This window comes from Pseudomonas sp. B424, from assembly GCF_055408345.1.
Genome location: NZ_JBUZTL010000017.1, coordinates 109,452 through 123,986, shown reverse-complemented (window position 1 = coordinate 123,986; position 14,535 = coordinate 109,452). Strand labels below are relative to the sequence as shown.

Sequence of the window (14,535 nt, the reverse complement as noted above, 5' to 3'; positions counted from 1 at the left end):
ACTCGTTGGAATAGGACTTTCGCATCATCAAACACACCTCAGATTTGGGCGCAATCATAGCGCCCTATTGATGTGTCCGAATTCATTAGGCCAGTTCAGGCTCGCTCCCACAGGGGCCCTGACCAGGATTAGTGCTGCGCTTTAAGCCAGCTCAAAACCCCCAACCCTGCGGCGCGGCCACTGGCAAAACAGCCTGTGAGCAAGTAGCCGCCGGTGGGGGCTTCCCAATCAAGCATTTCGCCCGCGCAGAACACCCCCGGCAAAGCTTTAAGCATCAGGTTTTCATCCATAGCCTCAAACTTCACCCCACCGGCGCTGCTGATGGCTTCGTCCAGCGGGCGGGCCTTGATCAGCTTGAGTGCCAGCGCCTTGATGGCCTTGGCCAATTGCGCCGGGTCGTTGAAGTGCTCAGCTGGGGTCAACTCGCGTAACAACGCCGCTTTCACGCCATCGAGCCCCAACTGGCTGTGCAAATGCTTGCTCATCGAGCGCGAGCCACGCGGCTTGGCCAGTGCGGCCTGCACTTTATCCACAGGCTTGTTTGGCAGAAGATCGATCAAGATCGTCGCTTCACCCTGTTGATTGATCGCTTCACGAATCGGCGCCGACCAGGCGTAAATCAAACTCCCTTCAATCCCGCTGGCGGTAATCACGCACTCACCCAAGCGCGGTGTGCCGTGTTCCAGGGCGATGGCGATGTTCTTGAGGGGCGCGCCGGCAAATTTGCTGCGCAACACCTCGCTCCAGCCCGCCACATCAAATCCGCAGTTACTCGGCTGCAACGGTGCCAGCTCGACGCCGCGCCCGGCCAGCAACGGCATCCACGTGCCGTCCGAGCCCAGGCGGGCCCAACTGCCGCCGCCCAGTGCCAGCAACACTGCGTCAGGTTTTAGTTGTTTTTCGCCTTCCGGACTGTCAATGCGCAGCTGGCCATCGGCTTGCCAGCCCAGCCAGCGATGGCGGGTGTGGATAACTACGCCGGATTCGCGCAAGCGCTTGAGCCAGGCGCGTAGCAGCGGTGCGGCTTTCATATCGGTAGGGAACACCCGGCCCGAACTGCCGACGAAGGTTTCGATCCCCAGTTCGTGAATCCACCGGCACAACGCATCGGCATCGAAGGCACGCAGCAGGGGCGCCATCTGCGGCGCGCGCTCGGCGTAGCGCGACAGGAATGCCGGGTAGGCTTCGGAGTGGGTGATATTCATGCCGCCGACCCCGGCCAGCAAAAATTTGCGGCCCACCGAGGGCATGCCGTCATACAGATCAACCCGTACGCCTGCCTGGCTCAACACTTCGGCGGCCATCAAGCCGGCCGGGCCACCGCCAATAATGGCGACGTGATGGGAAGGGGAGGGAGTGGCGTCAGTCATGGCAGGGCTGCAAATCGGCGAAATAAGCTGCGCATTCTACCTGACTCACACACACATTCCCTGGGCGCGCGGGCTTGCTCGCAATGCAGGCGACGCGATCTGTCAGGAAAGTCGAGGTGATGCCATCGCGAGCAAGCCCGCTCCTGCAGGGATAGGGGTTGTACGAAAAACATACAGCTGCTTGTAGGCCATACGTACCGTGGCCTGCACAGGCTTTCACTCAGGTTATCCACAGGCAGTTCCACAGGCATTGTGGGTAAAAAATCACGGCTCAGTGACAACCTGATGACAGCCAGACCTTTTGCGCACTGTGATGCAGGATCCCGTGCCGGCGCGCCAGCGCTTTGCGGTCCTTGCTGTAACCGCCGCCAATCACCCCGACCACTGGAATATCGCGGCCCAGACAGTGGCGCATCACGCTCTCGTCACGGGCGCCAACGCCTGCATCGGTCAGCTTCAAGTAGCCCAGGGCGTCGTCCTTGTGTACATCGACCCCGGCGTCGTACAGCACAAGATCCGGCTGATACAGCGGCAGCAGGTAATTGAGCGCCTCGTCGACCACTTGCAAATAGTCGGCATCGCCCATACCCATGGGCAGGCCGATGTCCCAGTCACTTTGCGCTTTGCGCGCCGGAAAGTTCTTTTCGCAGTGCAGGGAAACGGTAATCGCATCGGGCGTATGTTCAAGGATGCGCGCCGTACCATCACCCTGATGCACATCGCAGTCAAAAATCAGCACCCGGTTTACCCGGCCACTTTCCAGCATGTAGCGGCTGATGATCGCCAGGTCATTGAAAATGCAAAAGCCTGCCGGGTGATCGTAGTGCGCGTGATGGGTGCCGCCGGCCAGATGACAGGCCAGCCCGTGCTCCAGCGCCTGCTCGGCGGCCAGCAGCGAGCCGCCCACCGCGCGAACGGTTCGCCGTGCCAGTGCTTCGCTCCAGGGCAAGCCCAGGCGGCGTTGATCCTCGCGGGCCAGCTCGCCGGCCATATAGCGTTCGATATAGGCGCGGTCATGGGCCAGCGCAAGGATATCCACAGGGCACAGCTCGGGCCGCAACAGGTCGGCATCGCAGGTCAGCCCGGACTCGACCAGGTGATCGCGCAGCAGACGGAACTTGTCCATCGGGAAGCGATGCTCGGCCGGGAACAGCGGGCTGTAGTCATCGTGGTAAATCAACGGTACAGGCATAGGGATTTCACGTCGGAACGAGCGCTGGATATTACCAGCGCTGTACACTTACAACATGTGAAAAGCCCGGTAACAATTCGGAGAGGACTGATGGAGCAGATTCAAGAGCTCGAAAGTGCCCGTTTGCACTTACGGCCCTGGCGCGACACAGACTTGCCTGAGTTCGCGGCAATGTGTGCCGACCCCCAGGTGATGCGTCATTTTCCTGCCCTCTTGAGCCGTCTCGAAAGTGCAGCGCTGATTGGCCGGATTCGTGGTCACTTTGCCGAATACGGCTACGGGCTTTGGGCTCTGGAGCGCAAGGACACAGGTGCCTTTATCGGTTTTACCGGGCTGATGAATGTCACGCTTGAAGTCCCGTTTGCCCCCGCGGTTGAAATCGGCTGGCGCCTGGCGCCCGAACACTGGGGCCTGGGTTATGCCAGCGAGGCGGCCTGGGCGGCGTTGCGTTGCGCCTTTGACCGGCTGGCCCTGGATCAGGTGGTGTCGTTTACCAGCCAGTTAAACCTGCCGTCGCAAAAAGTGATGCAGGCCATCGGCATGCAGCGTGATCTGGACGGCGACTTTGAGCACCCCCGGCTGCCTCAGGGCCACCCCTTGAGGCCCCATGTGCTGTATCGCATTACGCGGGCACAGTGGCTGGAAACCCTGCACGGCTGAGCAGGTGTAGAGCGGCGCGAGCCAAAAATTTTGACCGGTGTAACGAAGATTACGGCGGTATTGCTTTGTGTGAGGAGAGTCTGAATGAGCCAAGTGTTGGATGATCTGGTCAATTTGCTGACCCTGGAACCGATCGAAGAGAACCTTTTTCGCGGCAGCAGCCAGGACTTGGGTTTTCGCCAGCTGTTTGGCGGTCAGGTGCTCGGGCAATCGCTGTCGGCCATGAGTCAGACGGTTGAAGACGCCCGCCACGTGCACTCGATGCATGGCTACTTTTTGCGCCCGGGCGATGCCAGCCTGCCCGTGGTGTATCAGGTTGACCGGGTGCGTGACGGCGGCAGCTTCAGCACGCGCCGGGTGACCGCGATCCAGAAGGGCAAGCCGATTTTTACCAGCAGCGCTTCGTTTCAATACGACGAAGGTGGTTTTGAACATCAGAACCCTATGCCCGACGTCGTAGGACCAGAGAATCTGCCTTCGGAACTCGACATGATTCGCCAGCGTGCGCACCTGATTCCTGAATCGATGCGTGAAAAGTTGCTGTGCGCCAAGCCCATCGAGTTCAGGCCGGTGGTGGGCGAAGACCCGTTCAACCCCCAAGTCACCGACCCGATCAAGTACGTGTGGTTCCGTGCGGATGGCACGCTGCCGGATTCGCCGGCGCTGCACAAATACCTGCTGGCCTACGCATCGGATTTTGGCCTGCTGACCACCTCGTTGCTGCCCCACGGCAAAGGCGTATGGCAAAAGGACATGCAGGTTGCCAGCCTCGACCACGCGCTGTGGTTCCACGCCGACCTGCGTGCCGATGACTGGTTGCTGTACGCCATGGACAGCCCGTGGGCGGGCAACTCGCGCGGGTTCTCCCGTGGCAGCGTCTACAACCGCGCAGGCAAACTGGTCGCGTCGGTCACTCAGGAAGGCTTGATTCGCCACCGCAAGGACTGGGCATGACACTCAAGGACGTCAAACATTGGGTTTTTGACATGGACGGCACCCTGACCGTCGCCGTGCATGACTTTGCCGCGATTCGTCGGGCGCTGGAGATCCCGGCTGATGGCGATATCCTGACCCACCTCAACGGCTTGCCCGCTGAAGTGGCGGCGGCCAAGCACGCCTGGCTGCTGGAGCACGAGCGCGAACTGGCGCTGGCCGCAACGCCTGCGCCCGGTGCCGTTGAGCTGGTGCGCGATCTGGCTGCCCGGGGGTATCGCCTGGGTATTTTGACCCGCAATGCCCAGGAGCTGGCGCACATCACGCTGTCGGCCATCGGCCTGGACGAATGTTTCGCGCCGCAAGATGTGCTGGGCCGTGACAATGCTGCTCACAAACCCGACCCCGATGGCCTGTTACAGCTGGCGCGGGCCTGGGATGTCGAGCCGGCGAAGATGGTGATGGTGGGGGACTACCACTTTGACCTGGCCTGTGGCCGGGCGGCCGGCAGCAAAACCATACTGGTCAATGTGCCCGAAAACCCGTGGCCGGAACTGACCGACTGGCATGCCAGGGACTGCTTCGAGCTGCGCCAGTTGCTTCACTGAATGCCACTTGTGGGAGCGGGCCCGCTCCCACAGGGCGATGAGTTGTGTTCGCCTTAAAGCCGCGCCGCCGCAAACGTGTCGCACTGGTTGATATTGCCTTGAGCAAAACCGACCTTGAACCACTTGACCCGCTGCGCCGAAGTGCCGTGGGTAAAGGAGTCGGGGACCACGCGGCCCTGACTTTGTTGCTGCAGGCGGTCATCGCCTATGGCATTGGCCGCCGCCAGAGCGTTCTCAATGTCACCGGGCTCCAGCCAGTTCAGGCGTTTTTGCGCATGGTTGGCCCACACGCCGGCGAGGCAGTCAGCTTGCAATTCCTGGCGCACCAGCAGCCCGCCATCGCCTTCCATGCGCTTGCCCTGTTGGCGGGCCATCTGCATTTTCGATGACACACCCAGCAGGGTTTGCACGTGGTGCCCGACTTCATGGGCGATCACATAGGCCTGAGCAAAATCGCCCCCGGCCTTGAAACGCTGAGCCATCTCCTGGAAGAAGCTCATGTCCAGATAGACCTTCTGGTCTGCCGGGCAGTAAAACGGCCCGCTGGCGGCCGACGCAAACCCGCAGGCGGAGTTCACCTGGCCGCGAAACAGCACCAGCGTCGGGTCTTTATAGGTGCGGCCTGCCTGCTGAAAAATCTGGCGCCAGGTGTCTTCGGTATCGCCCAGAACCGCCCGTACAAACTCTGCTTGCTGGTCGTTGGCGGGCGGCGCGTGCCCGGCTTGCTGAGTCACCTGGGGCGAGGATTGGTCGGTGAGCTGGCCACTGAGTTGCCCGAGGATTTGCATGGGGTCCTGCCCGGTCAGCAGGCCGATGCCCACAATCACCACCACGGCCATCAGGCTCAGGCCCTTGCCGCCCCCGATGCGCATTCCGCCACCACCACCCGCGCCTTGATCGCGCACGTCTTCGACATTGTCGCTACGTCGGCCTTTTTTCCAAAGCATGGGGAAATCCTCTGATAAATCCTGTGTTCAAGTGTTGTTGCTGAGCAGGGACATCGCCAGCCCGGCTGTCAGACGCTTATTGAGTGGGGGAAGAGTATGGCATTTGAGGGTTAGGGTCTGTTGACGTTTGGTTGTGGCCGCGCCGATAGCCCATGAGGTGCAATTGATCAAAAGTGCCCGGCAAAATGCAGCGGTTGCCGTGAACACGCAGCTAATCGGGCTCTACTGGCAAGTGGGGGCTTTTATCAGTCAAAAGCTGGCGCGGGCTGAATGGGGTGACTCTGTAGTTGAGCAATTGGCAGATCACATCGCACGTACCCAGCCTGGGCTGCGGGGTTTTACCCGTCGAAATCTGTTTCGCATGCGTCAGTTTTACGAGGTTTATAGAAATGATGAAAACTTTGTGTCAGCGCTGCTGACACAAATACCGTGGACTCACCATCTGATGCTTCTGAGCCAATGTAAGTCAGTGCAGGAACGAGAATTTTACATGCGCAACGCGGTTGCTCAAAAGTGGTCAAGTCGTAAGCTGAACCGTCAGTTGGAGAGCGCGTTGTTTGAGCGGATGGTGACTTGTCCAGCCAAACTTTCCCCAGCTTTACAAGAGCGTGTTGCAGGTGTGGCGGATGTTTTCAAAGATGCTTATTGCATTGAGTTTCTTCAGCTCCCTAAAGGCCACAGTGAGTCGGGGTTGCATCAAGGTTTGCTTGGCGATTAAGGGAGTTCTTGACTGAGTTGGGCCATGATTTCTGCTTTGTGGGCTCGGAGTATCCGTTGCAGGTAGGGGCCCGGGACTTTGCAGTGGATATGCTTTTGTTTCATCGTGGCTTGAATTGTCTGGTGGCGATTGAGTTAAAGGTGGGGCGCTTTGAGCCAGAACACCTGGGCAAACTCAATTTCTACCTCGAAGCTCTCGACCGCGACCACCGCTAGGCCCACGAAAATCCGGCAATCGGTGTATTACTGTGTGCCAGCAAGGAAGATGAAGTGGTTGAATACGCACTGAACCGTCCACTGTCGCCCGCTTTGATCGCCGAATATCAGACCAGGCTGCCGGACAAGAAAATACTGCAAGCCAAGTTGCACGAGTTTTATCTGCAAAACGTCCCCGTTGATAACGCGTGACCCCGCCCGGAGTTGTTAGCCCAGTGAACATTGATACCCGCATCAAGTACCGCCACCTCGTGTGTTTTCTGGAGATGGCGCGCCAGGGCAGTCTGGCGCGGGCGGCGGATGTGTTGGCGGTGAGCCAGCCCGCGATGTCCAAAACGCTCAAGGAGCTGGAGGAACTGCTGACGGTCAGCCTGTTTGTGCGCAGTAAAAGCGGGATCAGTCTGACCGAGGCCGGGGTGGCCTTCCTGCGGTATGCAACGCCTTCGGTGCAGGCGTTGCGCGAAGGGGTCAATGCCTTGCGCGGCGGCGAGTACGTGGGGGGCACGGTGCGTCTCGGGGTGCTGTCGACGGTAGAAAGCCTGCTTGTCCCCGAACTGGTAAAGCGCCTGCATGCACGGCATTCGTCGCTGGTGGTGAGTGTGGTGACCGGGCCCAGCGCGTATCTGTTGTCGCAATTGCGGGTAGGCGATGTCGACCTGGTAATTGGCCGCATGACTGACAGCCCGGAAATTCAGGGCATGAATTTTGAACACCTTTACAGCGAATCCATGACCCTGGTGGTGCGCGCGGGTCATCCCCTGGCTCAAGTCCCGCTGGACCGCAACCTGCTGCAAAACTACCCGCTGGTACTGCCGCTGGCCAACACTACCATTCGTGCCTTTGCCGACAGCCTGTTCGTGCAGTGCGGCATCAGCCAGTCCCGCCAGCGCCTTGAGACGTTGTCGATCACCCTGAGCCGGCGTTACGTGCTGTGCAACAACGCGGTGTGGATTGCGCCCCTGGACGCCGTGCGCCTGGACCTGGCCAGTGGCGAGCTGCAAGAAGTCGACCTGGGCCAGCGTGAGCCGGGCGGCTCAATCGGGATTTGCAGCAATGCCCACGTCCCCATGTCGGTGGCAGCGCAGGGGTGTGTCGTCGTGCTGCGTGAATTGGGGCAGGCGTATTGCCAAGAGGTTTATCCATAACCAAAAGGTTATGGATGCCCCCGGCCTTTTCAATAGTCCTTCCCCCCTTGTTGTTTGAAACTGAGCGCCAGCCCTATAAAAACAACAGGAGATCGACATGTCTGATGCAGACAGCCGGCGCTTTGTCATCCGTGACCGCAACTGGCACCCCAAAGCCCTGACCCCCGACTATAAAACCTCCATTGCCCGCTCCCCGCGCCAGGCGCTGGTGAGCATCCCGCAATCGGTTAGCGAGACCAGTGGCCCTGACTTTTCGCACCTTAGATTCGGCAAATTCGATAACGACCTGTTGCTCAATTTCAACAACGGCGGCTTGCCAGTGGGTGAGCGGATATTGTTGTCGGGCCGCGTGTGCGATCAATACGGCAAACCCATCCCCCACACCTTGGTCGAGATGTGGCAAGCCAACGCGGGCGGTCGTTATCGCCATAAAAACGACCGTTACCTGGCACCGCTGGACCCCAACTTTGGTGGTGTGGGCCGCACCCTCACCGACAGCCAGGGTTATTACAGCTTCCGCACCGTAAAACCGGGGCCGTACCCTTGGCGCAACGGGCCAAACGACTGGCGCCCGGCGCATATTCACGTCTCCGTCAGTGGCCCGTCGATTGCCACGCGCCTGATTACCCAGCTGTATTTTGAAGGCGACCCGTTGATCCCGATGTGCCCGATCGTCAAGTCGATTGCCAACCCCGAAGCGGTGCAAAGCCTGATTGCCCGGTTGGACATGGCCGCTGCCAATCCCATGGATTGCCTGGCGTATCGCTTTGATATCGTGCTGCGCGGCCAGCGCAAGACTCACTTCGAAAACTGCTGAGGAGCCCTGTCATGCCTATCGAACTGCTACCGGAAACCCCATCGCAAACGGCTGGCCCCTACGTACACATCGGCCTGGCGCTGGCTGCGGCCGGCAACCCCTCGCGCCCGGAAGAAATCTGGAGCGAGATGGCCAGGCCTGACGCTGCGGGCGAGCACATCCTGCTGTTTGGCAACGTCTACGACGGCAACGGCCACTTGGTGCGCGACTCCTTTCTGGAGTTGTGGCAAGCCAATCACGAAGGGGTGTATGACGAAAATTTTGATTCAGAAAAAGCCTTCAACAGCTTTGGCCGCACCGCGACCACCTTTGATGCCGGGGAGTGGACGCTCAACACCATCAAGCCGGGCGTGGTGAACAACGCGGGCGGCGTGCCGATGGCGCCACACATCAACGTCACCCTGTTTGCCCGAGGCATCAACATCCACTTGCAGACCCGGCTGTACTTCAGCGACGAGTCCGAAGCGAACGCCAAATGCCCGGTGCTTAACCTGATCGAGCAACCACAACGCCGAGAAACCCTGATTGCCCACCGCTGTGAAATAAATGGCAAAACGGCGTATCGATTTGATATCCGCATCCAGGGCGAAGGCGAGACGGTATTTTTCGACTTCTGAAAAAAACCTGTCTCATGTGGGAGCGGGCTTGCTCGCGATTGAGCCACCTTGGTGTGTCAGGCATACCGGGGTGATGCTGTCGCGAGCAAGCCCGCTCCCACCGTTTTTTGATGGTTCAGGCCCGTGATCGCCGCTGCTGCCACGCCGCCGCCAGCCCGCTGACACAGATGATGGCGATGCCGATCCGGCTCGCCAGGTCGGGCGTATGGTCGAAAAGTAACCACCCCAAGACCCCGGAAAACACTATCTGGCAATAGCTGAACGGCGCGAGCAAGGCCGGTGCCGCGAAGCGGAACGATTGTGTGAGCAGCAAATGCGCCGTCATGCCCAGGCTGCCCAGTGCCAGCATTTGCAGGCCGTGGGCCAGTGTCGGCGTTTGCCAGAAGAAGGGCACCAGCGCACTCATGACCAGCACATTGAACAGCCCGGCAAAGAAGTTACTGGTGGTGGGGCTGTCATACACGCTGAGCTTGCGGGTGAGGATCTGGTAGCAGCTGAAACACAGCGCCGCCGCCATCGGCAACAACACCGCAGGCGTGAACAGTTCGCCGCCCGGGTGAATGATGATCACCACCCCGATAAACCCGCACACCACGGCCAGCCACTGCCCGCGAGTCACCGTCTCGCCCAGCAAGGGCCCGGACAGCGCCGCCACCAGCAGCGGTGCCAGAAAGTTAACCGCCGTGTTTTCGGCCAGTGGGATAAACAGCAACCCATAGGTAAAAAACAGCCCAGAGCCCAGCAGGCAAATTGCCCGCAAGACTTGGAGCAAAGGTCGTTTACTGCGTAATACCCGAAGCCCGGACTGCGGCAGAAATATCCCAGCCATCAGCAGGGTATGCACCAGATAGCGTGCCCACACCACCATCACCACCGGGTAGAAGCCACTGAGGTATTTGGACAGCGCATCGTGGCTGGAGAACAGTGCCGTGGCGGCCACAATCAGCAAGATACCCTTCAGGGGGTGGTTAACCCCCGACAGGGGGGTGGGCAATGTCATCGAGTACCTCACTGTGTGGCTGAGTGCAGAGATTTCAGCGCCTTGCTTTGCCCGGGAAGTTGCTTAGACCTGCGGGATTTTTCGCGGAGCCATGAAGTACATCCACACTAACGCAATGAAGTACATCGCAGGAATCATCGTGAACAACAGGGTGTAATTGTTGTTCGTAACGGTCAGCACATAACCTACAAACTGGGTCATAAACATCCCGCCAATGGCTGCGCACATCCCGCCAAAGCCGAATACGGTGCCCATCATGTGTTTGGGTGTGTAGTCCATCACCATGCTCCACACGTTGGCAGTCCAGGCCTGATGCGCGCCGAGTGCCAGGGCGATGGCGCCCACGGCGACCCACAGTTCGCTGGAGCCTGCAGCCATTACCACACCGATAATGCTGATGGCGCACAGCAGCATTGAAACCAGCCGCGCCTTGACTGCTGCCATGCCGCGCTTGATCAGGACCGAAGACAGAATCCCGCCCCCGATGCTGCCGAAATCGGCGGTGATGTAGATGATGATCAGCGGGATACCCATCTGGGTCACGCTGATGCCAAGGTTGTATTGCTGATTCAGGAACGGAGGCAACCAGTACAGGTAGAACCAGAACACCGGCGCAGTCATGGCGTAGGACAAGGCGAAGGCCCAGGTCCCCCGCATCTTGATGATGGTGGCGAATGAAACGGTGGTTTGCTCAGGCTCTTTCTCTTGCTGGATATAGGCCAGTTCTTCCTTGGTCACGGTCGGGTGCTCTTCAGGGTTGTAGTACTTCAAACCCCAGAAAATCAGCCAAATACCGCCCAGTGCTGCCATCCCCAGAAATGCGGCCTGCCAGCCCCATACATGCAGCACCAATGGCAACAGCATGGGCGTGAACATGGCGCCGACGTTGGTCCCGGCGTTGAAGATCCCGCTGGCCACCGCCCGCTCACTGGCGGGGAACCACAGTCGCGTGGTTTTCACGCAGGCCGGGTAGTTGGCGGCTTCGGTCAAGCCGAGGATAAAGCGGCAAATCATGAAGCCCGCCGCCGAGGTGGCCAGGCCGTGGGCGCCGGTGGCCAGGCTCCACAACAGAACGGCACAGAAGAACACGCGCTTGACCCCGACCCGGTCAATCAGGCGGCCTTGCAGCACGAAGCCAATGGCGTAGCCCACCTGGAACCAGAAGTTGATGTTGGCGTAATCCATCGCCGTCCAGCTCATTTCCTTGGCCAGAATCGGTTGCATCACCCCCAGGGCTGCGCGGTCGATGAAGTTCAGCGTGGTGGCGAAAAACACCAGTGCGAGCATGCCCCAACGGGTTTTGCCTGCCGCCATGGTGCCGCGAATCTTGTCACCGATACCCGCATTCGGAGCGTGGGCAGGCTTGGTGCGTGCAGTTTGAGAAGGGACCATGGTTTTTACCCGTTTCTTGGAATTGTTATGTGGTGTCGTGGTGCATTTGACGCAAGTGAATCGGGTTTGATGGTGGCGAGTGGATAAAAAATCGTCAATTCAGGAGAGGGCATAGTGTTCGATAATCGCACGCAAAACTAACCGGTTGGTACAGATTGATTGCTCAATAATAGGGCGCCCTTAATAATCAGGCTATTAAGAAATGCCGTTGTTTGCAGGCCACGCCAATCCCGGGAGTTAGATATGCAGCGTTCGATCGCCACCGTTTCCTTGAGCGGCACCTTGCCGGAGAAGCTCGACGCCATCGCTGCTGCGGGTTTTGACGGGGTCGAGATCTTTGAAAACGACCTGCTTTACTACGACGGCAGCCCGCGTGAGGTGCGCCAGATGTGTGCCGACCTGGGGTTGGCCATCAGCCTGTTTCAGCCGTTTCGTGACTTTGAAGGCTGCCGCCGTGACCGGCTGGCGCGCAACCTGGACCGCGCCGAGCGCAAGTTCGACCTGATGCAGGAACTGGGCACCGATCTGGTGCTGGTGTGCAGTAACGCCGCGCCCGACTCGGTAGGTGATCGGCAGATCCTGCTCGATGACCTGAGCCTGCTTGCCGAGCGTGCAGGGGCGCGCAACCTGCGCATTGGTTACGAAGCGCTGGCCTGGGGTCGTCACGTGAATACCTGGCAACAGGTCTGGGACCTGGTGCGTCAGGTCGACCATCCGAACCTCGGTGTATTGCTCGACAGCTTCCACACCTTGTCGCTCAAGGGTGACCCAAGTGCGATCGCGCAGATCCCCGGCGACAAGATCTTTTTTGTGCAAATGGCCGACGCGCCGATTCTGGCGATGGACGTGCTGGAGTGGAGTCGCCACTTCCGCTGCTTCCCGGGGCAGGGCGAATTTGACCTGGCAGGCTTTTTGGCGCCAATCATCCAGAGTGGCTACACCGGGCCGCTGTCGCTGGAAATCTTCAATGACGGTTTCCGTGCTGCGCCGCCGCGTGCCAATGCCGCCGATGGCTTGCGTTCGTTGCTGTATCTCGAAGAGAAAACCCGCGAGCGTCTTGCCTTGCAAACCGCCCCCGCGCCTGTTCTCGAATCTTTGTTTGCACCGCCCGAAGCCAGCTCGTACGACGGTATCGAGTTTCTCGAGTTTGCCGTGGACGAAAACCAGGGCGCCCAGCTGACTCACTGGCTCGAACGTCTGGGCTTCAGCAAGGCCGGACAGCACCGATCCAAAAATGTCAGTTTGCTGCGCCAGGGCGACATCAACCTGATTCTCAACGCTGAGCCGTATTCGTTTGCGCATAACTTCTTCGAGGCCCATGGCCCATCGTTATGCGCCACCGCGATCCGGGTGCAGGACAGCGCCAGCGCCCTGGCCCGTGCCGTAGCCTACAAAGGCCAACCCTATCGCGGGCTGGTCGGGCCCAATGAGCTGGAACTGGCCGCCGTGCGTGCGCCAGATGGCAGTTTGATTTATCTGGTGGACCAGGACGAGGCCGGCAACCCGCTGTACGAATCGGACTTCAACTTCACGCCTGCTCTGGCGACCCAGGGTGGCCTCAAGCGCATCGACCATATGGCGATGGCCCTGCCGGCGGACAGCCTGGACAGCTGGGTACTGTTCTATAAAAGCCTGCTGGATTTCGAAGCCGATGACGAAGTGGTGCTGCCCGACCCCTATGGCCTGGTAAAAAGCCGCGCGTTGCGTAGCCGCTGTAGCTCGATTCGCTTGCCGCTGAATATCTCCGAGAATCGAAACACCGCCATCTCACACGCCTTGTCGAGTTATCGCGGCTCAGGCGTGCACCACATTGCCTTTGAGTGTGACGATCTGTTCGCCGAAGTCAGCCGGGCGAAAGTTGCAGGGGTGCCGCTGCTGGATATCCCGCTCAATTACTACGATGACCTGGCAGCGCGGTTTGATTTTGATGATGAGTTCTTGAGCGAACTGGCCTATTTCAACGTGTTATATGACCGCGACGCTCAAGGCGGCGAGCTGTTCCATGTGTACACCGAGCCGTTCGAGGGGCGCTTTTTCTTTGAACTGCTGCAGCGCAAAAATGGCTATGCCGGGTACGGCGCGGCAAACGTCGCGGTACGCCTGGCGGCCATGGCCAAGTCGCGCAGTGGCGCGGTGCGCCAGGCAAAGCTATAGGGTGGCGACTTCCTTCGTAGAGCGAGGCGGCCCATAATCAGGCCATCTCCACATGGCCGTGAGCCTTTAATGACCAAGATCCTGGACGACGACGCCGGAGCCACGGCACCGGTAGTCGAACCGCGCAAAAGCCGTAAGAACAACCCCGAAAAGACCCGCGAAAATATCCTTCAAGAAGCGATTGTCGAATTCGTGGAGCAAGGGCTGGCGGGGGCGCGCGTGGACGCCATTGCCGAGCGCACCCGCACCTCCAAGCGCATGATCTATTACTACTTCACCAGTAAAGAGCAGCTCTACGTCGAAGTGCTGGAGAAGCTCTACGGCGAAATTCGCAGCATCGAAAGCCGCTTGAACCTGGATCAGTTGGCGCCGGTCGAGGCGATTCGCCGGTTGGTGGAGTTCACCTTCGATCACCACGATATGAATGCGGACTTCGTGCGCATCGTCAGCATCGAAAATATCCACAAGGGCGAATACATCAAGCGTTCAGAAGGTATCAAGGCCATGAACGACACGATTGTGCATGCCCTGGAAAACATCCTGCGCCGTGGCGTTGAACAAAAGGTGTTCCGTGCAGGCCTGAATCCGCTGGATGTGCATTTGCTGGTGAGTTCTTTCTGCTTTTATCGCGTGTCAAACCGATACACCCTCGATGAAATTTTCCAGGTCGACTTCTCCGATCTCCAGGTCAAGCAACGTCAGCGCGACATGATTTGCGACTCGGTATTGCGCTACCTGCAGGCGTAGCCCCGGGAGCGCCTTGGGAA

13 protein-coding genes and 1 pseudogene are annotated in these 14,535 nt (G+C 59.4%); 9 read left to right on the top strand and 5 right to left on the bottom strand.

The annotated features are described in order from the left end of the window. Positions 1-128: 128 nt before the first annotated feature. Positions 129-1,370, bottom strand: coding sequence for a TIGR03862 family flavoprotein (locus tag ACZRMS_RS18695; RefSeq protein WP_463996507.1), 1,242 nt, complete (start codon positions 1,368-1,370; stop codon positions 129-131). Positions 1,371-1,641: 271 nt separating this feature from the next. Further along, complete coding sequence (locus ACZRMS_RS18690; RefSeq protein WP_463996506.1) at positions 1,642-2,562, bottom strand: histone deacetylase family protein; 921 nt, start codon at positions 2,560-2,562, stop codon at positions 1,642-1,644. A gap of 90 nt (positions 2,563-2,652) precedes the next feature. On the opposite strand from ACZRMS_RS18690, the gene ACZRMS_RS18685 reads away from it, so the two are divergent. The 3 genes from ACZRMS_RS18685 (at position 2,653) to ACZRMS_RS18675 (ending at position 4,763) form a co-directional block, all read left to right on the top strand. Continuing rightward, positions 2,653-3,222, top strand: a complete 570-nt coding sequence (locus tag ACZRMS_RS18685; RefSeq protein WP_463996505.1) for a GNAT family N-acetyltransferase — start codon at positions 2,653-2,655, stop codon at positions 3,220-3,222. Positions 3,223-3,306: 84 nt separating this feature from the next. Further along, entirely contained in the window at positions 3,307-4,176 is an 870-nt protein-coding gene (tesB, locus tag ACZRMS_RS18680; RefSeq protein ID WP_048359328.1) for an acyl-CoA thioesterase II, read from the top strand. Next, on the top strand, positions 4,173-4,763 hold the full coding sequence (locus tag ACZRMS_RS18675; RefSeq protein ID WP_463996504.1) for an HAD family hydrolase: 591 nt from the start codon (positions 4,173-4,175) through the stop codon (positions 4,761-4,763). Before tesB ends, ACZRMS_RS18675 begins: the two co-directional genes overlap by 4 nt. A gap of 53 nt (positions 4,764-4,816) precedes the next feature. Here ACZRMS_RS18675 and ypfJ read toward each other — a convergent pair whose 3' ends face one another. After that, on the bottom strand, positions 4,817-5,710 hold the full coding sequence (ypfJ, locus tag ACZRMS_RS18670; protein WP_463996503.1) for a KPN_02809 family neutral zinc metallopeptidase: 894 nt from the start codon (positions 5,708-5,710) through the stop codon (positions 4,817-4,819). Between the two features lie 127 nt (positions 5,711-5,837). Between ypfJ and ACZRMS_RS18665 the strand changes: the two are divergent. The 4 genes and pseudogenes from ACZRMS_RS18665 (at position 5,838) to pcaG (ending at position 9,222) form a co-directional block, all read left to right on the top strand. Continuing rightward, a pseudogene (locus tag ACZRMS_RS18665) lies at positions 5,838-6,835 on the top strand (PDDEXK nuclease domain-containing protein). A 23-nt stretch (positions 6,836-6,858) separates the two neighbouring features. Then, positions 6,859-7,788, top strand: a complete 930-nt coding sequence (gene pcaQ / locus ACZRMS_RS18660) for a pca operon transcription factor PcaQ (protein ID WP_463996502.1) — start codon at positions 6,859-6,861, stop codon at positions 7,786-7,788. Between the two features lie 97 nt (positions 7,789-7,885). After that, on the top strand, positions 7,886-8,605 hold the full coding sequence (pcaH, locus tag ACZRMS_RS18655) for a protocatechuate 3,4-dioxygenase subunit beta (RefSeq protein ID WP_463996501.1): 720 nt from the start codon (positions 7,886-7,888) through the stop codon (positions 8,603-8,605). Between the two features lie 11 nt (positions 8,606-8,616). Continuing rightward, positions 8,617-9,222: a protocatechuate 3,4-dioxygenase subunit alpha gene (gene pcaG / locus ACZRMS_RS18650; RefSeq protein ID WP_463996500.1), complete on the top strand. Its 606-nt coding sequence runs from the start codon at positions 8,617-8,619 to the stop codon at positions 9,220-9,222. A 115-nt stretch (positions 9,223-9,337) separates the two neighbouring features. Here the strand turns inward: pcaG and ACZRMS_RS18645 are convergent, their stop codons facing one another. Further along, positions 9,338-10,222 carry a DMT family transporter gene (locus ACZRMS_RS18645; RefSeq protein ID WP_463996499.1) on the bottom strand — a complete coding sequence of 295 codons (885 nt, stop codon included), beginning with the start codon at positions 10,220-10,222 and terminating at the stop codon, positions 9,338-9,340. Positions 10,223-10,285: 63 nt separating this feature from the next. Then, a complete protein-coding gene (locus ACZRMS_RS18640; RefSeq protein ID WP_048359321.1) occupies positions 10,286-11,614 on the bottom strand; it encodes an MFS transporter in 1,329 nt (442 codons plus the stop codon). Positions 11,615-11,857: 243 nt separating this feature from the next. On the opposite strand from ACZRMS_RS18640, the gene quiC reads away from it, so the two are divergent. Continuing rightward, positions 11,858-13,768, top strand: a complete 1,911-nt coding sequence (quiC, locus tag ACZRMS_RS18635) for a 3-dehydroshikimate dehydratase QuiC (RefSeq protein ID WP_463996498.1) — start codon at positions 11,858-11,860, stop codon at positions 13,766-13,768. Positions 13,769-13,837: 69 nt separating this feature from the next. Continuing rightward, on the top strand, positions 13,838-14,515 hold the full coding sequence (locus ACZRMS_RS18630) for a TetR/AcrR family transcriptional regulator (protein WP_463996497.1): 678 nt from the start codon (positions 13,838-13,840) through the stop codon (positions 14,513-14,515). Positions 14,516-14,535: the final 20 nt, after the last annotated feature.